Origin of the sequence: Flavobacterium sp. (assembly GCF_035456225.1) — a bacterium.
GTDB lineage: Bacteria > Bacteroidota > Bacteroidia > Flavobacteriales > Flavobacteriaceae > Flavobacterium.
In genome coordinates this window covers 1-19,396 of record NZ_DATIDM010000112.1, presented here as the reverse complement: position 1 = coordinate 19,396, position 19,396 = coordinate 1, and the positions used below count along the sequence as shown (strand labels likewise).

Genomic DNA, 19,396 nt, shown 5'->3' with positions numbered 1-19,396 from the left:
AACTTTTTGTCCAACAAATAATTATAAAAAACATGCCTGAATATATGAGTACAACTGCGCAATCAGTATGGGAAAACTGCCTGTCTTTTATAAAAGATAATATTCAAGATCAAGCCTACAAGACTTGGTTTGAACCTATCAAGGCTGTTGAACTTACAGATAACGCCTTATATATTCAAGTTCCCAGCAAATTCTTTTACGAATGGCTGGAAGAGCATTATGTTAAATTATTAAAGGTAGCACTTACCAAGGAGCTTGGACCGAACGCAAAGTTACTTTATAAAATCAAAATGGAGAACAAACTTGGCAACAAACTTCCGTTCACGGAGCAACTGCCAAGTAACAATCGTTCTGCGGTAAAAACACAGGAAATCGATGTTCCCATTCAAAATAAAAACCCGGAATTAAAAAACCCGTTCGTTATCCCAGGTATCCGAAATGTAAAAATAGAATCGCAATTAAATTCTAATTACAGCTTCGATAATTTCCTTGAGGGTGATTCAAACCGTCTGGCACGTTCAGCAGGTATGGCTGTTGCCAACAAACCCGGAGGAACGTCCTTCAATCCTTTTCTTATTTTCGGAGGTGTCGGATTAGGAAAAACCCATTTAGCGCACGCTATTGGTGTTGAAATCAAAGAAAAACACCCTGATAAAACCGTTTTGTATATTTCTGCAGAAGTATTCACGCAACAATACATAGACTCGGTTAAGAAAAATACCCGAAATGATTTTATTCATTTCTACCAGCTGATTGATGTTTTAATCATTGATGATGTGCAATTCCTTTCCGGAAAAGCAGGAACACAGGATGTATTCTTCCACATCTTTAATTATTTACACCAAAACGGCAAACAGGTTATCCTTACTTCAGACAAGGCACCAGTAGATATGCAGGACATCGAGCAACGTCTGTTATCAAGATTCAAATGGGGACTTTCAGCTGAAATTCACCAACCGGATTACGAAACAAGAGTTTCCATCCTTAAAAACATTTTATACCGTGACGGGGTTCAAATGCCGGATGACATCATCGAATATGTTGCCAAGAATATAAAATCAAACGTTCGCGAACTGGAAGGCGCTATCATTTCATTGATTGCCCAGTCTTCTTTCAACCACCGCGAAGTTACTATTGAATTGGCAAAGCAAGTCGTAGAGAAATTCGTAAAAAATGTAAAACGAGAAGTCTCCATCGATTATATCCAGAAAATTGTTTCCGATTATTTCCAGATCGATGTAGAAACACTACAGTCAAAAACCAGAAAGCGCGATGTGGTTCAAGCGCGCCAATTGGCTATGTTTTTTGCTAAAAAATTCACCAAAGCCTCTTTGGCAAATATCGGATCACAAATAGGATCCCGTGATCATGCCACCGTTTTACACGCCTGCAAGACTGTAGACAATTTGGTTTCAACGGACAAGCAATTCAAAAAATACGTTGACGACATCCACAAAAAGTTATCGTTATAAAATATGCCGGTTAAGATTTTAATGGTCTGCCTGGGAAACATTTGCCGTTCCCCTTTGGCAGAAGGAATTTTACAATCAAAACTTCCTAAAGAGCTCTTTTTAGTAGATTCTGCAGGAACAGGCAGTTGGCATGTCGGACAAGAACCTGATAAACGTTCGATTCTCATTGCCAAAAACAAGGGACTTGACATTACCCATCAGCGGGGAAGACAAATCAACAAATCAGATTTTGACACCTTTGACTACATCTACGTAATGGATATTTCCAATTATCGGGATGTTATCGCATTAGCACCCAACGCGGAAGCAAAATCAAAAGTTGTCATGATTTTAGACGAGCTTTTTCCCGGAGAAAACGTCGATGTCCCGGATCCTTATTATGGAGGACAAAGCGGATTTGAACATGTTTACATGTTACTGAATGAAGCCTGCGAAATTATCGCTCAAAAACTTAAAGCCAAGCACTGATGAAAGCAAGTACTCTTTTTGGAAAATTATATTTGATTCCGACCACTTTAGGCGAAATGAATCCCGAGGATGTTTTACCACATACCATAAAGAGAACTATTGATTTCATTGACCATTATATAGTTGAAAACGAAAAAACAGCACGACGCTTCATAAAAAGTGTCCATCCTGAAAAGAAGCAACCGGAACTAAAACTATTCGCCTTAAACAAACACACCGATGTTTCCGAGCATAACGAATTCATAAAACCGTTATTGGAAGGAAAAAACATGGGATTAATGAGCGAAGCAGGTTGTCCCGGAGTTGCCGATCCAGGTGCCGCAATTGTGAAACTCGCGCATGAAAAAGGTATTCAGGTAGTACCGTTGGTTGGCCCATCCTCTATCCTATTGGCAATGATGGCTTCAGGAATGAACGGACAGAGCTTTGCTTTTAACGGCTACCTGCCTATTGACAAATCGGATAAAAAATCGGCTCTTAAAAATCTGGAAAAACTGTCTTTCGACAAAAACCAGTCACAATTATTCATTGAAACACCATACCGAAACAACAAATTCCTGGAAGATTTGCTTCTGATCCTGCAACCAAACACCCTTTTGTGCGTTGCCTGCGACATTACCCTACCGACAGAATTCATCAAAACCCAATCGGTAAACCAATGGAAAAAAAACAAGGTCGATTTACATAACCGACCTTGCATTTTTATCATTCATAAAATGAACTGATTTTTATTCAATTTTTACTTTTGGATTTGCGTTGGCTACAATATTTGTAGTATCATAACCTCCAAACTTCTTGATATAGCTTTTCAGGGAAGTCCCGAATCCGTCAGTAAAACCATTTTGCCCGTTTGTCCTCAAGTAACTTCTCACCGAACCGGCCCCACCTAAATGTGCAGCCGCCAACAAACCGGACTCCGTAATTTTTACTCCATTGATTATTTTCCCCTCATAACGCCTTATCTCGTCCCGCAGTTCCCATTTGTTTTTCGACAACAAAGCCTTAAAAGCTTTTTCCTGCAAGGGTGGATTTTTCAAAAAATTAGCCGTATTATGAATTCCCAATGTACGAAGTGTGCTTTTACCAAACTGATATTTCCCCATGTAACCATAGGAATTCACCAATCTGTATAATCCTAGAGACTCCTTAATTGCAATTGCTTGCTTAAAACCAACAAAAGATTTTCCCGTATAAGGAAAATTAAAATACACTTTTTCGGTTTCTTCTTTGGTAGGAACCTGATAGTCTATCACTTCGTCATTTTCAACGTGAAAACCCTCTAGTTTTTCGGGTTCAAAGGCTTTAAAACCAGAACTGATCAGAGTAATCATAAGGACTAATCCTGAAAAATACATCCATTTTTTTACCATAAATTAAATTTTCTCATCCGCTGTCACCAGTATGAAATTACCTGTATGCAAAGATATAGTCTTAATTTATGATTCTGAAAATCAGACAGTTAAAGTTTGTTAAAAATAGATTAAGTAGCCATTTACATCGCCAAACTGATTAATTTCCAAGGTTGGACCAGGTACTTTAATCGTGTTCAAAACAGAAAAAAGTGTTCGCAAAACTGGAGACTTTGTTTTAATCCGGGTCAGATCAACATCAACACTCAAATAAAATTGACGCATTCGCTGATTATGCATTTCTATGTCGGCCGGCACTGATTCACTGTCACCATACAGCATACCGTCGGCACCATAACCAAAAGCCACATTAAACCATTTTGGAATTTTACTTTCTTTAAAAAAACTATGCAGATTGACCGAAAGCCAATAGGTTTGACCATTGTAATCTTTAAGAATCTGCTCATTCAGACTGCTTCCCAAAGTATTTGGACGCAAATCAGCATATTCAGTAGTATGAAACGAAAATTTTGGTGTTATTCTTTGTTCCTCCCAAAGCAACTCCTGTGAAACATACATACCAGTTCCAATCGTATTGGCTACCACATCACCCCAAGAGGCACCCCATTCTGCAGAAAAACCATCAAAAACCTCCACTACTGTCATGAATGCAAAACCAACAGTCGCACCATAAACCAATTGGTGCTTTTTGTCGGCACCACTCCAAGCCAGGGCTTCAGCACCGAAACGCCCCATGTGATATGTCGTATACAAATGCCCAGCCTTATCCATCTGCAGCCACTCATTATTATCATTAATAAAATGGAAAGACGATTTCGGATAATCTTTATACCAGAGCTGATTCAACCCTATCAAAGTCACCCCTAAAAAAGCAGATTCTGAAATATAGACAATATTCCTTCTCTTAACATTTAAAGTATCTGAAAGCGTTAAAAAAGCTTCAAATTTTGATTGTGAGTAAACCGGAAAAACCATCAATACAAAAAGAATCGCAAGCACTTTTCTGTTAAAAAACGCTTGCGATTCTTTTATTGTTATTTGCAATTGCCTATTCAAGAGCTTAACGCTGATACCCTTGTTGTGCTACCCACTCGGCATATTTTTTGGCAATTACCTGATGCTGCTCATAAGTTTCCGCAAACTCGTGGTACCCAAAACGGTCTACACTGGCGCAAAAATACACATAGTTGTGTTTTTCAGCGTTTAACACTGCGTCAATAGCCGAAATATCAGGCATAGCAATTGGTCCCGGCGGTAATCCTGTGTGTATATAAGTATTATAAGGAGACCCGATTTTCAAATCATTAAAATACACCCTCTTAATTACCTGATCGAAGTTGCCTGATTTTTCTTTTATCGCATAAATTACAGTTGGATCCGCCTGCAAAGGCATCTCTTTTTTCAAACGGTTTAAATATACTCCAGCCACACGTGGTCTTTCATCTGCTTTTGCCGTTTCTTCATGAACAATTGCTGCAAGAGTCGAAACCTGAACAGGAGTTAAATTTAAAGCTTTTGCTTTCGCCTGACGTTCTTCATTCCAGAATCTTCTGTATTCTTTGGCCAGTTTATCGCGCACTTTTGTCGGACTGACATTCCAATAAAACTCATAGGTATTCGGAATGAACATAGCCAGAATGTTATCTTTATTGAATCCGTTTTCTGCCATAAAAACAGAATCCGTGAACACTTTAGTAAGTGTCAGGCTATCCGGCTCAATTTGAGAAGACAAACGCTGCACCAGCTTACTCAACGATTCCTGATTGTTGAACGCTAATTTAACCGGAACATTATGTCGTAATGACGAAACAATACTGAAACTGCTCATCCCCTTGGTCAGCAAAAATTTTCCGGGATTTACATTGGCATTGTAACCGCGCTTCTCGGCTACAAAAGCAAATTTATCCATATTCTCCACATAAGGCGACATGATTTTCTTTACATCTTCGTAAGTGGAATTTGTCGGAACATAAACAAAAACCTCGTTTTCATTGAATTTTGTATTTGGCGTAAATGCTTTAGTATAAACGACAACTCCAAAAACGGTTGCCGCCACTAAAATACCGACAGAAACAATTGAAACAATTCTTTTAGGATTCAAAACTTTATTTATTTTTTTGATTAATTAATTGATAAAAACCTTCGTCTGCATAGCTATTCTGAAGACGATTCCAGTCTTTTTTTATGCCTACGCACTGGAAGCCAAAATTAGTAAAAAGGTTGATACTTGGGGTATTTTCCGTACCAATATTTGCATAGAGCTGATGTAGCTGTAATTGTTCGAAACAATACTTAATCAGCAATTCAAGTGATTCTTTCCCAACGCCTGAACTCCTGTGTTCATGATTTTTGATCACAATCCCTATTCCGGCACGTTGGTTTTTAGGATCAAAATCGAATAAATCAATCAGTCCGACAGCCTCAAATCCGTCATTTATACAAATAGCCAGGCGGAGCTGCTTTGCCTCATAAATATCCTGATGTGCATTTTCAAGATACTGTCTGATTAAAAAACGGCTGTAGGGCGTTTGCGTATTGCTTACTTCCCAGATTTCCTCATCATTTTCTATCGCATAGACAAATTCGAGATCTTCCGGCTCCAATGCACGAAGGTATACGGTATTTCCTTTGAGTGTTACCAATTTGATTACCGGATTATTGAATTATTAAATTTTCAGATTCCGGAACAGAAACCTCTCCTTTAAAAACGAAATTTGCAGGGCCTTTTAGGAAAACATGGGTAAAAAATCCGTTTTTCTCTTGGAAGGAAACTTCAAGAATTCCGCCTTCCACTTGCAATTCGATTAGCGAACTATCCGTTTTTCCTGTCGATTTCATTGCAATGGCCACAGCTGTAGCTCCGGTTCCGCATGACAAGGTTTCTCCCTCAACACCGCGTTCATAGGTACGCAATCGAAACGTATTTTCTCCCGTTTGCGAAACAAAGTTTACATTACTCCCCTCTTCTCCATACAATGCACCATATCTGATTTTAGCGCCTTCATTCTGAACGTCGAAAATATGCAAATCCTCCACGATCTGAACATGGTGCGGTGATCCCGTATTTAAGAAAACGTGATTTTCATGCTCCTGAACCTCATCCACATCTTTCATCTGAAGCGAAACAATACCGTCTTCAGTAATTGTTGCATAATGAAGTCCGTCGGTAGCTATAAAAGTAGTTTCAGCATCGATAATTCCGAGTTGTTTTGCAAACGCCACCAAACAACGGCCTCCGTTGCCACACATGGAGCTCTCATTACCGTCGGAATTATAATAAACCATTCTGAAATCGGTCGACGCATCATTCTCCAATAAAATGAGTCCATCCGCACCAATGCCAAATCGTCTGTCACATAATTGCTCGACTAATTTGGTATCATTTTTGGGGAAATGTAAATTACGATTATCAATCATGACAAAATCGTTACCTGTTCCCTGATATTTGTAAAATATGTAATTCATCTGATATTCAAATAAGTAGCAAAAATACGAATAATTACGAATATTAAAGACAAGTTAAAGATTGTTAAACCACCGTTAAAGCATTTTTTTGAATTCATGAAGTTCTTAATTTTACTGTTAAATAAACAAACATACCTCAACATTATGAATAAATTCTCAAGCTTATTAGTAGTATCTCTGTTAAGCGGAACAATAACGCTTGGCGCATACAAATTATTTTTCGAGCCAAAGAACGGTTCGGGAAGCAAATTATCAATCGCTTCAGACAATTACGCAAGAAATGTAAGTCTGGGTGGAGAAACCAGCGATTTTACAGTTGCAGCAGAAAAAGCGGTACATTATGTGGTACACGTGAAGAATGTCACCGTTTCCGAAGTCCCTTCCAATCCAATCATGGAGTACTTCTATGGATATCGCGGGGGGCAGCAACAAACACAGATAGGAACCGGATCGGGTGTGATCATTTCTGAAGACGGCTATATTGTCACCAATAACCACGTTATTCAAAATGCTACCGAATTGGAAGTAACACTGAACAACAACAAATCATACAAAGCAAAAATAATGGGCACCGACAGTAAAATGGATATTGCCCTTTTAAAAATAGTTGCTGATGAAAAACTGCCATATGCCACTTTTGGAAACTCCGACACTATGAAAGTTGGCGAATGGGTTTTGGCAGTAGGGAATCCGTACAACCTCAACTCGACGGTAACTGCAGGAATCGTTTCTGCCAAAGCAAGAGACTTGAGTAATACCGGCATCCAATCGTTTATACAAACCGACGCAGCCGTAAACCCGGGAAATAGCGGTGGAGCTTTGGTAAATACCCGAGGAGAGCTTGTCGGAATCAACACTATGATTTCCTCACAAACCGGATCTTATGTAGGATACTCTTTTGCCGTCCCTTCAAACATCACCCGAAAAATCATTGAAGATTTGATGGAATACGGAAATGTACAACGCGGTGTATTAGGCGTAGGAGGCGGAGAACTAAACAGCGAAGCCGCTAAAGAATTAGGCGTAAAACAAACACAAGGCTTCTACGTAAATTCCATTTCAAAAAATTCAGGAGCTGAAAAAGCCGGTTTAAGACAAGGCGATATTATTGTTCAGTTGGACAATAAACCGGTAAACGGGTATTCAGACTTAACATCTTACATCAATACAAAACGCCCCAATGATGTAGTTCAGGTAGGCTTCTTAAGAGATGGCGAGAGAAAAACGATTCCTGTGAAACTGACCAAAAAAGAACTGATTAACGTAGAATTTGAAGGTTTCGAATTTGAAGAAATAGATGCCAATGACAAAAAACGATTCCAATTGAAGGAAGGTGTAAAAATCAAGGATGTGACCAACGAGCGTTATCTTGAATACGCCGATGTTTTAAAAGGAAGCATTATTTTGAGAATCGACGGAAACAAGATCAACTCGATGGAACAGGCCTCCCGAATCCTGAATTCAAAAACTAACAATCAGAAGTTCCGTATCGAGGTTATCACACAGGCTGGAGAGCGACTTCAGATGATTTTATAAACAAGAAACACACTTCAATCAAGCCAGTCAAACGACTGGTTTTTTTTATGCAATATTTCACAAAAATATTTTCCGTAATCTGATTAAAAATCAATAATTTTGCACCAATTTCTAACAACACACTTAATATATGGACAATTCAGTTTTATACGAAAAAGAATTGGCTTTTCAGGCAGACAGAAGAAGAGCTGGCGTAGAACTTATCAAGATTATCAGTGATTTATGGTATGACAAATCGATCGAGTTGGTACTTTTCAGAAACCAATTAATCGACAGAAATGTTAGTGATATAATCAACTTGCACGAATATGCAGTGGAATTTGTTCAAAAACCAATCAACGTTTTTGATTCTGTAGAAATCGCAAGAGCAATCCAGGCTTTAGATTTACCGCCTGCAAGAATTGACATCGGTAAATTAACATACGAATATCATTTAGAAGACGACAAATACAACGATGCAACAGCTTTCGTTATCGACAAACTGAAAAACGCTAAAGACACTTCCGAAATCAAACCAAAAGACGTGGTATTGTACGGTTTTGGACGTATCGGACGTTTATTGGCTCGTGAAATGATGTCGAAAATCGGAAAAGGGCAACAATTGAGATTAAGAGCGATTGTTACCCGCGATAAAAACGACGCTGTTTTATTGGAAAAACGTGCTTCTTTATTGCGTTATGACTCGGTTCACGGTGATTTCGAGGGTTCAGTTACTGCTGATGTAGAAAACAACGCTTTGGTTATCAACGGTTCTACTGTTCACATCATCACGGCAAATTCTCCGGAAGAAATTGACTATACTGCATACGGAATTCACGATGCTTTGGTAATTGACAACACAGGTGCTTTCACAACCGAAGAAGCATTGAGCCGTCACCTGACTTCTAAAGGAGTTGACAAAGTATTATTAACCGCTCCTGGTAAAGGTGTTCCGAACATCGTTTACGGTGTTAACCACGAAGAGTACAACCCGGATGAAGTAAAAATCTACTCTGCCGCCTCTTGTACTACCAATGCTATTACTCCGGTTTTAGCTGCTATCGAGGAAACTTTAGGAGTTGTTAAAGGACACTTGGAAACTATCCACGCTTATACAAACGACCAGAACCTGGTAGACAACATGCACAAAAAATACCGTCGTGGTAGAGCTGCAGGTTTAAACATGGTTATTACCGAAACAGGTGCCGGTAGCGCAGTTGCAAAAGCATTACCAAGTTTAGCGGGAAAATTAACTTCAAACGCTATCCGCGTACCGGTTCCGAATGGATCTTTGGTGGTTTTAAATCTTGAAGTAGGCAAAAACACTTCTAAAGACGACATCAACGCGATCATGAAACGATACGCTTTAGAAGGAAATTTAGTGGAGCAAATCAAATATTCACTGAACAACGAATTAGTATCTTCTGACATTGTTGGAACTTCGGCTCCTGCTATTTACGACAGTAATGCTACTATTGTTTCTGCTGACGGTAAAAACGTTGTGCTTTACATCTGGTACGATAACGAGTACGGTTACAGCCACCAGGTTATCCGTTTAGCGAAATACATTGCAAAAGTTAGACGTTATATGTACTACTAGTAGTCAGAAATAAAACATATTTTAAATCCGCTTCAAGAAATTGAGGCGGATTTTTTTTATATTGATGTAATGAAAAAAAATCGGAGTCAAGTCGGTTTATCAAAAAACAAACAATAAAAAACAACATTTACAATACTAATCTCTTTGCTTTCATCAATAAAAAGTATTTTTACATAAATCGCATTCTTCCTACTTATCAAACAAAACATGAACCTTCAGCCATTTTTAGAAAACGATTTCGTCAGACTGGTTCCTTTAAAAAGATCAGATTTTGAAGCCTTATACCATGTGGCTTCCGACCCGCTTATCTGGGAACAGCACCCGAATAAAGACCGGTACAAACGGGAGGTTTTTCAGAACTTTTTCGAGGGAGCCATGGCTTCAGGCGGTGCTTTTATCATTATGGACAAAAAAACGAATTCCTTCATTGGAAGTACTCGTTTTTACGATTTGAATGAATCCGAAAAAAGCATTTTAATTGGCTATACTTTTTACGGAAGAGCCTACTGGGGTTCCACCTATAATCCGATGGTAAAAAAACTAATGATTGATTATGCTTTTCAGTTTACTGACCACGTTTACTTTCATATTGGAGCAGAAAACTATCGTTCACAAAAAGCCATCGAACGGTTAGGAGCAAAAAAAGTACGGGAAATCGAAGTTGCTTATCACGGAGAACCTGAAAAAAAGAATTTTGAATATGTGATTGAGAAAATCGATTGGACTTAAACTTACAGCACAAAAAAAAGAAGCTGTCTCAAAAGTCAAAATGCTAAAAACTTAATGACTTACATAATTAAAAAAAATATAGTCCCTAAATGGATTATCATTCAATAAACATATAAGTTATGAAGATTTTCTAAACGATAAAAAACTTAATTGACTTATATGCTTTTACAAGAAAACAATATTGCTTAAGACAGCGAGGGTTAAGGATAATAAAACAAAAAAAGCTGCCTTTTGTTTTTAGACAGCCTCTTATCGTTTATTATTTATATTCCACTTAATTCAAAACCCTGTTAATCTGAACAAAGCGTTTCGCATAATAAGACTCTTTGGTAGATGAAATAATCACTCCTGAACTCGTTGAAGAATGAATAAACTTGATTTCATCTTCCAAAACTTCGGTAATCATTCCCACATGACCTACCCATCTGCCACGGGTAGCAAAGAAAATCAAATCGCCTTTTTGTGCCTGACCCCTGTCAATTTTCACACCCGAGCCGGATGCCATTTCCGAAGATGATCTGGGCAAAGTCATGTCGATATTTCTAAAAGTACTAAACATCAATCCGGAACAATCAAAACCATTTCGATCTGTTCCTCCCCCACGATAACGAACTCCCAAATTTTCAGAAGCCTTGCTTATTAAAAATTCAGCTTTTTCAATAGCATCTGCCGACATTGGAGGTACTTCAACAATTGTTTTTGAATCTTTCTCATCTGAAGTTGAAACAACATTTTTATCCTCCTCTTCTGTCGAAACTTCTTTAATTTTAGCAACTTCGTTTTTAGCTGTTTCATTAATCACCAGACGCTGCCCTACGTCTAAACCATTAACAATTTGCGGATTTAACCTTTCCAGCTCTGCTATAGATATCCCGTAACGTTTTGAAATGCCGTATTTTGTTTCTTTAGGCATTACCTCATGAATTCCTGAATTTCCATTATTGGCAGATTCATTATCATCATTGGTAACCACAACAGAAGGCTCTGGCTTGCTGTTTTCGATTTCTTTCTTTTCCTTTTCTTTAGTCTTCTTTTTTTCAGTTAAGTCTGCTGAATTTTCAGTTCCCGGAATAAACACTACATCCTTAACATCCAATTTATTGTTTTCAACCTGCGGATTTACTTTTTTCAGTTCCTCAACAGAAACATTGTATTTTTTCGCTATGACATAAAATGATTCACCTGAAGCAACCGTATGTTTTTGTAATTTGCCCTGAAGTTTATCGATTTTTTTTCTTTCTGCTTTCGAGAGTTTTTCTTCCTCTTGCTTTTTAACGCCTTTTGGCAAAGCCAACAGCTCGTTTAGCTGTAAATTATCAGACTCCAATTGCGGATTGGCCTCTCGCAGCTTTTCAACGGAAGTATCATATTTTTTTGCTATCGTATACAACGATTCCCCTGACTCCACTTTATGACTGGGGCCCTTTGGAACAGATTTCGTTTTTTTATCTTCTGCCTTTTTCTTTGAATTCTTTGGAATCACCAGTACCATGTCCAACTGCAGTAATCCTTTTGCTTTAGGATTCAATTCAAAAATATCGGCTTCCGTAACATCATATTTTTTCGCAATACTGTATACAGATTCGCCGCTTACCACCTTATGATTGATAGTTTTTTGTGCAAAAACAGAGGCAGACATCAGTAAAAAAAGAAAAAAAAGGAGTCTCGAAAAATTCATCAAATGGCAATTATTAAAATGGTTAGATTCTCTTGGGGGGCAAAAGTAAGTTTAAAACGAAGGGATTTTTAATTTATTATCTTTTTAGCAAGTCATCCAGAACTTTTCTAAAACTTTCTGAATTCCAATTCGCAGCTCCGCTATGATTTACGACAATTCTTCCGGTTTTTGTTATCAGGTATGTTTTCGGGGTTTTATCCAAAACGATAGACTTCAGAGGAGTACTTCCCGAATAATAAACCGGAAAAACATACCCGTTATCTTTTATAAAATCATTTACATTACCCTGTTGGTCCTTCGTAACAAAAACAAAAAAAACATCATTCTTATAATCTTCGTATAATTTAGACCAGGCTTTCAATTCTCCCACTGATTCCGGATTATTTGGAGACCAATAGTTTACAATCACATTTCTGTCCCTATATTCTATAAACGAAAGCATTTTTCCTGTTGGCCCGATTAACCTCCAGTCATATGAATATAAAGGCAACTGTTTTTCAAAAGCTATAGTTGTCGGTTCCGGTAAATCCGAACCAAAAACTGTATCTTGAATTTTATCACTATTCAGAAATCCCACTATACCAATTAAAGCAACAATACCAATTACAACTATTTTTTTCATTTGATGGAGGTTTAGGATGTAAATATAGAAATACCACAGCTATCAACAAAAAAACGCCCCCTCGAGGAACGTTTTTTAATATAATTTTAATAGTATTTCGCTTTATGCTTTACCGGCAGCGATTAAGTTCAAAGCAGAACCTGCTACGAACCAGCCAATCTGACCTTCGTTGTAAGTATGATTGGCCATGATAACATCTTTGGAACCGTCGGCGTGAACGAACTCCATTGATAATGGTTTTCCGGGCGCAAATTCTGTCAGATCCAAGAAATTGATTGTATCATTTTCTTGTATTTTTTCATAGTCTGCTTCATTTGCAAAGGTTAATGCCAACATTCCCTGTTTTTTAAGGTTTGTTTCGTGGATACGGGCAAAGGATTTCACCAATACCGCTTTAACCCCTAGGAATCTTGGTTCCATTGCTGCGTGCTCACGGGAAGAACCTTCACCATAATTATGATCACCCACAACTACAGATGGAATCCCAGCCGCCTTGTAGGCTCTCTGAACAGCAGGAACCTCTGCATACTCTCCTGTCAATTGATTTTTAACCGCATTAGCTCTTCCGTTGAAGGCATTTTCAGCGCCAATTAACATGTTGTTTGAAATATTATCCAAGTGCCCGCGGAAACGCAACCAAGGACCTGCCATGGAAATATGATCCGTTGTACATTTTCCGTACGCTTTGATTAACAATTTGGCTCCGACAATATTCTTACCGTCCCAAGCTGTGAACGGCGCTAATAACTGTAAACGTTCGGAAGTTGGAGCAACCACAACCGCTACAGAAGAACCGTCTGCTGCAGGAGCCTGGAATCCTGCATCTTCCACATCGAAACCTCTTTTTGGCAATTCATCTCCTGTTGGAGCAACCAATTTCACTTCCTCCCCTTTATCGTTCAATAAAGTATCTGTAATTGGATTAAAATCCAAACGTCCTGAAATCGCTAAAGCCGCCACCATTTCCGGAGACGTTACAAAAGCGTGGGTATTCGGGTTACCGTCTGCTCTTTTGGAGAAATTTCGGTTAAATGAGTGAACAATAGTGTTTTTCTCTTGTTTATCAGCACCTTCTCTGTCCCACTGTCCGATACACGGTCCGCAGGCGTTGGTAAATACTTTTGTTCCCAGTTTCTCGAAAGTAGCGATGATTCCGTCTCTTTCGATAGTGTAACGGATTTGTTCAGAACCGGGGTTAATACCGAATTCTGCTTTTGGTGTGATACCATATGCAACAGCCTGCTCAACAATCGAAGCTGCTCTTGACATGTCTTCATAAGAAGAGTTCGTACATGAACCGATTAAACCCCACTCTATTTTTATCGGCCATCCGTTAGCTGCTGCTTCCGCTTTCATTTGGGAAACCGGAGTACCTCTGTCTGGAGTGAAAGGCCCATTGATGTGAGGCTCTAATTCCGATAAATTAATTTCGATTAACTGATCGAAATATTGTTCAGGATTAGCATAAACCTCCGCATCAGCCGTTAAGTAAGAAGCTACTTTATCCGCAGCATCTACAACTTTCTGGCGGCCCGTAGCCACTAAATATCTTCTCATGGAATCATCGTAACCGAAAGTGGAAGTCGTAGCTCCTATTTCCGCACCCATGTTACAGATTGTACCTTTACCGGTACACGACATAGACTCGGCACCTTCCCCAAAATATTCTACGATAGCACCTGTACCTCCTTTTACGGTTAAGATATCGGCCACTTTTAATATTACGTCTTTTGGAGCTGTCCAACCGCTTAATGTTCCGGTCAATTTCACTCCGATTAATTTGGGGAATTTCAACTCCCAGGACATACCGGACATTACGTCTACCGCATCAGCACCGCCAACTCCGATAGCCAACATTCCTAAACCGCCGGCATTAACTGTGTGAGAATCCGTACCGATCATCATACCGCCGGGAAAAGCATAATTTTCCAGCACGATTTGGTGGATAATTCCAGATCCCGGTCTCCAGAATCCGATTCCGTATTTGTTTGATACCGAAGAAAGGAAATCAAAAACTTCTTTTGATTGTGTATTGGCAACCTCTAAATCCGTTTTAGCACCGACTTTTGCCTGAATCAAGTGATCACAGTGTACTGTCGTCGGAACAGCTACTTTATTTTTTCCGGCGTGCATGAACTGCAACAATGCCATTTGAGCCGTTGCATCCTGACATGCTACTCTGTCCGGTGCGAAATCAACATAATCTTTTCCTCTTGTGAACGCTTGAGAAGGCATTCCTTCCCAAAGGTGAGCATATAAAATCTTTTCAGACAAGGTAAGCGGACGCCCAACCAGCCCGCGCGCTTTATCCACGCGTGCAGCCATATTCGCGTACACTTTTTCAATCATTTCTATATCAAAAGCCATAAGATTAAATAATTATTTTGTTAGTCAATTTTAAACATACAATTTACGAAAAAAATAAATCGGTAATAAAAAAAAGCCCAAGTTTATGACTCGGGCTTTTTGAATACGATTAACTAATCGAATTGATTATTTAACTAACAGCTTGTGAGATGGCGCAAATTTAGTCAGATTGATACCATCTACTGCAGCAGTATACTCTTCCATGGTAGGAGTTCTTCCAAGAATTGTAGACAATACCACAACCGGTGTAGAAGAAAGCAATGACTCTCCTTTTTTCTCCGTTGAATCCTCTACAACCCTTCCTTGGAAAAGACGCGTTGAAGTTGCCATCACAGTATCTCCTTTAGCTGCTTTTTCCTGGTTACCCATACAAAGGTTACAGCCCGGACGCTCTAAATACAACATGTTTTCATATTCTGTACGAGCAGCACCTTTCGGAGCATTATCGTCAAATTCGAAACCAGAGTATCTCTGCAAAACTTCCCAGTCACCTTCGGCTTTCAATTCATCAACGATATTATATGTTGGTGGTGCCACTACAAGAGGCGCATTGAATTCAACCTTACCTTTTTGTGCCTCAACATTTTTAAGCATTTGAGCAAGGATCTTCATATCACCTTTGTGAACCATACAAGAACCAATAAATCCAAGATCTACTTTTTTCGTTCCTCCATAAAAAGAAAGCGGTCGGATAGTATCGTGAGTGTATCGTTTAGAAACATCTGCATTGTTTACGTCTGGGTCAGCAATCATTGGTTCAGCAATCTGATCCAAATCAACAACAACTTCAGCATAATATTTAGCATTTGCATCTGGAGTCAGAGCCGGTTTTTCACCTGATTTAATCTCGGCAATTCTCTTATCAGCTTTAGTAATCAATCCTTTCAACACTTGTTTTGCGTTGTCCATGCCTTTGTCGATCATTATTTGGATTCTTCCTTTAGCAATCTCTAATGATTCGATCAAGGTAGCATCTTCAGAAATACAGATTGATGCTTTTGCTTTCATTTCTGCAGTCCAATCGGTAAATGTGAATGCCTGATCAGCAGTAAGTGTTCCGATGTGAACCTCAATGATTCTTCCCTGGAAAACGTTTTCACCACCAAATTGTTTAAGCATTTGCGATTGAGTAGCATGAACCACATCACGGAAGTCCATATACCCTTTCATATTACCTTTAAAAGTAACCTTTACTGATTCCGGAATTGGCATTGAAGCTTCACCAGTAGCCAATGCAAGAGCAACGGTTCCTGAATCGGCACCAAAAGCCACACCTTTTGACATTCTTGTATGAGAGTCACCACCAATAATGATTGCCCACTCATCAATCGTAATATCGTTAAGTACTTTGTGGATTACGTCGGTCATTGAATGATAAACACCTTTCGGGTCACGCGCCGTAATCAGACCGAAATCATTCATGAATTTCATCAATTTCGGAATGTTAGTCTGTGCTTTTTTATCCCAAACTGAAGCCGTGTGACATCCTGATTGGTAAGCACCGTCAACGATTGGCGAAATCACGGTAGCCGCCATAGATTCCAATTCCTGAGCAGTCATAAGACCAGTCGTATCCTGTGAACCTACAATATTAACTATTACACGGACATCGGAACCAGCGTGTAATACTTTCCCCGGAGTCGTACCCACAGCGTTTCTGTTGAAGATTTTCTCAACAGCTGTAAGACCTTGCCCTTCGTTAGAAATTTCTTTTGAAGGAGCAAATACTGCAGGAGCTTCAACTCCTAAAGTTTTCGCAGCGAAAGTCTGGATTTTTTTACCAAAAACAATGGCATATGAACCACCTGCTTTGATGAATTCCATTTTTTGAGGAGTGAATGCTTTAGAAATATCAATTAGCTCCTGATCGCCGTTGTATAATTTTTTCGTTTTTGTGTTAATTGTAAGAACTGTGCCTGTAGCCACAGAGTATGCTTGTTCTAAAACCGGCTCTCCATTTTCATTACGAACAACATTTCCAGCCGCATCTGTCTTTTTTACCCAGTTTTTAAGGTCAAGACCAATACCTCCTGTTACATCAACAGTCGTTAAGAAAATTGGAGAAATACCGTTTGTACCTCCAACAATCGGAGCTATATTTACAAACGGAACGTATTGGCTGGCTTGTTTACCCGTCCAAAGCGCCACGTTGTTTACACCTGACATCCTTGACGAACCTACTCCCATCGTTCCTTTTTCAGCAATTAGCATCACACTTTTATCCGGATGTTGCGCCTGTAACGCCTTGATTTCCTCCTGTGCTTGAGGTGTAATCATACATTTACCGTGCAATTCACGGTCTGAACGTGAGTGCGCCTGGTTACCCGGAGACAATAAATCGGTTGAAATATCACCTTCACCGGCAATAAAAGTCACTACTTTAATTTCTTCAGCTACTTCAGGAAGTTTAGTGAAGAATTCAGCTTTGGCGTAACTTTCCAGAATTTCTCTGGCAATTACATTACCATTATCAAAAGCTTCTTTTAAACGGTTAGTATCCGCTTCATAAAGGAAAACCTGTGTTTTAAGCACGTTTGCCGCTTCAATTGCAATAGCAGCATTATTACCTAAAGCCAAATCAAGCAGTACTTCAATTGAAGGACCACCTTTCATGTGCGATAATAATTCTAAAGCAAAAGCAGGTGTAATTTCAGCAACTGCTGATTCACCCAGAATGATTTCTTTTAAAAATTTAGCTTTAACACCTGCAGCTGGAGTAGTTCCAGGCAATGTGTTGTAAATAAAGAATTTTAGCGAGTCTTCACGATTCGGATTATCTAAATCTTTGATTTGTGCAATAATTTCAGTTAGTAATTCTGCCCCATCAATAGGTTTAGGATGAAGTCCCTGACCTTTTCTCTCTTCGATCTCTTTAATGTAATCGTTATAAATACTCATTGCATTATCAAAAGCCATAATATGAATAGATTATGTTATTATTATTTTATAAAGTTGCACAAATTTAGACAATGTGATTCGAATTAAAAAATATTTAGCATTTCATTAATTTCAAAAGAATATTATTTATAAAGGTTCTATTTTAATGCAGATAACTTAACAAAACCTCTTTTAAACGTGTGTTTTTTACGAATTCGTAATTTTTACATTTTATTTTGACAAATCGTAAAAAAACGAGACACTATTTTAACAAATCATCAGTCCTAAATTTTATCCCGAAGGTCCATTATGGGTTTTTCATAATATTTATACAGCAAAAAACTGAGAAAAAAAACTGCTGCCAAATAAAATCCTATCAATCCCAAAAGAGCAAAAGAAGACAGATTCTCCGGATTAAAAAATTGTTTCATAAGAACTGCAATGATACTGTAATGTAACAGATAGACACTGTAAGACACTTTACTGACAAACTGAATTGGCTTTACAAGCATTCCGTTTGAAAATTCCCAGTTGACAAAAAAAGGCAATCCCAAAGCCATGGTCAGTGAGGAAAACGTAAAATAAAACACTATGAAATAAAACGGTTTGGTCATAATATCAACCCCCATAACGTTGAGCACAACAAACTGCAGAAAGAACAAGTGAATAGAAATTATAAACAGGTAAACACTATACTTCTTTAAAATCTCTTTGTAAAAACAATGCCACCAAGCCACCAAAAAACCGATTAAAATAGAGTCGATTCGAAAAACCACTAATGATTTTACAGCCAGATTCCAGGTTTGCATATTCGAAATTTTAGCATTCAGATAAAAATCATAACGCAACAGATGAAAGAACAGAATCAGGAAAATAGAAACAAATAAAAAACCCATTTTCTTATTGCTTTTAAAAACTTTATACCCAAAAAACAACAGCAAGGGAGCTATGATATAAGTCCACTCTTCTACCGACAAACTCCAGGACTCCGTAAAAATTACAATGTCATAGTTGGAAAAATTCTGAATAAACAGGAAATACTTCCAGCTTCCGCTTATGTCATACGAAAAAAAAGAGGCAACAACTATATTGATTATCAGCACCAAATAATAGGCCGGTAATGTCCGAAACCATCTTCTTTTCAAAAAAACAAACAAATTTTTGGTGGTAAATTCCTCCGACAAAAACATTTTAAGCAGAATGGAACCAATGAGAAAACCGCTCAGCACAAAA

The 19,396-nt window shown here is 38.5% G+C and carries 16 protein-coding genes; 6 read left to right on the top strand and 10 right to left on the bottom strand.

The window, feature by feature from the left end; genetic code table 11:
• Positions 1 to 44 precede the first annotated feature (44 nt).
• The 3 genes from dnaA to VLB74_RS06840 are packed head-to-tail and all read left to right on the top strand — an operon-like array spanning position 45 to position 2,665.
• On the top strand, positions 45 to 1,472 hold the full coding sequence (gene dnaA / locus VLB74_RS06850; protein WP_325202713.1) for a chromosomal replication initiator protein DnaA: 1,428 nt from the start codon (positions 45 to 47) through the stop codon (positions 1,470 to 1,472).
• A gap of 3 nt (positions 1,473 to 1,475) precedes the next feature.
• Positions 1,476 to 1,940, top strand: coding sequence for a low molecular weight protein-tyrosine-phosphatase (locus tag VLB74_RS06845; RefSeq protein WP_325202712.1), 465 nt, complete (start codon positions 1,476 to 1,478; stop codon positions 1,938 to 1,940).
• Positions 1,940 to 2,665, top strand: coding sequence for an SAM-dependent methyltransferase (locus VLB74_RS06840; protein WP_325202711.1), 726 nt, complete (start codon positions 1,940 to 1,942; stop codon positions 2,663 to 2,665). Before VLB74_RS06845 ends, VLB74_RS06840 begins: the two co-directional genes overlap by 1 nt.
• 3 nt (positions 2,666 to 2,668) lie before the next feature.
• On the opposite strand, the gene VLB74_RS06835 is transcribed toward VLB74_RS06840, so the two are convergent.
• From VLB74_RS06835 to dapF, 5 genes are all read right to left on the bottom strand, one after another.
• The gene (locus VLB74_RS06835) at positions 2,669 to 3,310 is read right to left on the bottom strand and encodes a peptidoglycan-binding protein LysM (RefSeq protein ID WP_325202710.1); all 642 of its coding nucleotides are present in this window, start codon (positions 3,308 to 3,310) and stop codon (positions 2,669 to 2,671) included.
• Between the two features lie 99 nt (positions 3,311 to 3,409).
• A complete protein-coding gene (locus VLB74_RS06830) occupies positions 3,410 to 4,285 on the bottom strand; it encodes a DUF2279 domain-containing protein (protein ID WP_325202729.1) in 876 nt (291 codons plus the stop codon).
• 85 nt (positions 4,286 to 4,370) lie between these two features.
• Positions 4,371 to 5,411: an endolytic transglycosylase MltG gene (gene mltG, locus VLB74_RS06825; RefSeq protein ID WP_325202709.1), complete on the bottom strand. Its 1,041-nt coding sequence runs from the start codon at positions 5,409 to 5,411 to the stop codon at positions 4,371 to 4,373.
• Positions 5,412 to 5,415: 4 nt separating this feature from the next.
• Entirely contained in the window at positions 5,416 to 5,952 is a 537-nt protein-coding gene (locus VLB74_RS06820; RefSeq protein ID WP_325202708.1) for a GNAT family N-acetyltransferase, read from the bottom strand.
• A 13-nt stretch (positions 5,953 to 5,965) separates the two neighbouring features.
• Positions 5,966 to 6,775: a diaminopimelate epimerase gene (gene dapF, locus VLB74_RS06815; protein ID WP_325202707.1), complete on the bottom strand. Its 810-nt coding sequence runs from the start codon at positions 6,773 to 6,775 to the stop codon at positions 5,966 to 5,968.
• A gap of 144 nt (positions 6,776 to 6,919) precedes the next feature.
• On the opposite strand from dapF, the gene VLB74_RS06810 reads away from it, so the two are divergent.
• The 3 genes from VLB74_RS06810 (at position 6,920) to VLB74_RS06800 (ending at position 10,619) form a co-directional block, all read left to right on the top strand.
• Complete coding sequence (locus tag VLB74_RS06810; RefSeq protein ID WP_325202706.1) at positions 6,920 to 8,311, top strand: S1C family serine protease; 1,392 nt, start codon at positions 6,920 to 6,922, stop codon at positions 8,309 to 8,311.
• A 130-nt stretch (positions 8,312 to 8,441) separates the two neighbouring features.
• The gene (locus VLB74_RS06805; RefSeq protein ID WP_325202705.1) at positions 8,442 to 9,890 is read left to right on the top strand and encodes a glyceraldehyde-3-phosphate dehydrogenase; all 1,449 of its coding nucleotides are present in this window, start codon (positions 8,442 to 8,444) and stop codon (positions 9,888 to 9,890) included.
• A 207-nt stretch (positions 9,891 to 10,097) separates the two neighbouring features.
• Positions 10,098 to 10,619: a GNAT family N-acetyltransferase gene (locus tag VLB74_RS06800; RefSeq protein WP_325202704.1), complete on the top strand. Its 522-nt coding sequence runs from the start codon at positions 10,098 to 10,100 to the stop codon at positions 10,617 to 10,619.
• Between the two features lie 274 nt (positions 10,620 to 10,893).
• Here VLB74_RS06800 and VLB74_RS06795 read toward each other — a convergent pair whose 3' ends face one another.
• The 5 genes from VLB74_RS06795 to VLB74_RS06775 all read right to left on the bottom strand — a co-directional run.
• Complete coding sequence (locus tag VLB74_RS06795) at positions 10,894 to 12,258, bottom strand: C40 family peptidase (protein ID WP_325202703.1); 1,365 nt, start codon at positions 12,256 to 12,258, stop codon at positions 10,894 to 10,896.
• Positions 12,259 to 12,373: 115 nt separating this feature from the next.
• Positions 12,374 to 12,919, bottom strand: coding sequence for a TlpA family protein disulfide reductase (locus VLB74_RS06790; protein WP_325202702.1), 546 nt, complete (start codon positions 12,917 to 12,919; stop codon positions 12,374 to 12,376).
• Between the two features lie 102 nt (positions 12,920 to 13,021).
• On the bottom strand, positions 13,022 to 15,286 hold the full coding sequence (locus VLB74_RS06785; RefSeq protein WP_325202701.1) for an aconitate hydratase: 2,265 nt from the start codon (positions 15,284 to 15,286) through the stop codon (positions 13,022 to 13,024).
• A gap of 126 nt (positions 15,287 to 15,412) precedes the next feature.
• Positions 15,413 to 18,184 (bottom strand): bifunctional aconitate hydratase 2/2-methylisocitrate dehydratase, encoded by a 2,772-nt coding sequence (locus VLB74_RS06780; protein WP_325202728.1) that lies wholly within the window; start codon positions 18,182 to 18,184, stop codon positions 15,413 to 15,415.
• Between the two features lie 263 nt (positions 18,185 to 18,447).
• The coding region (locus VLB74_RS06775) for an acyltransferase family protein (RefSeq protein ID WP_325202700.1) at positions 18,448 to 19,396 on the bottom strand (949 nt) is incomplete at its 5' end.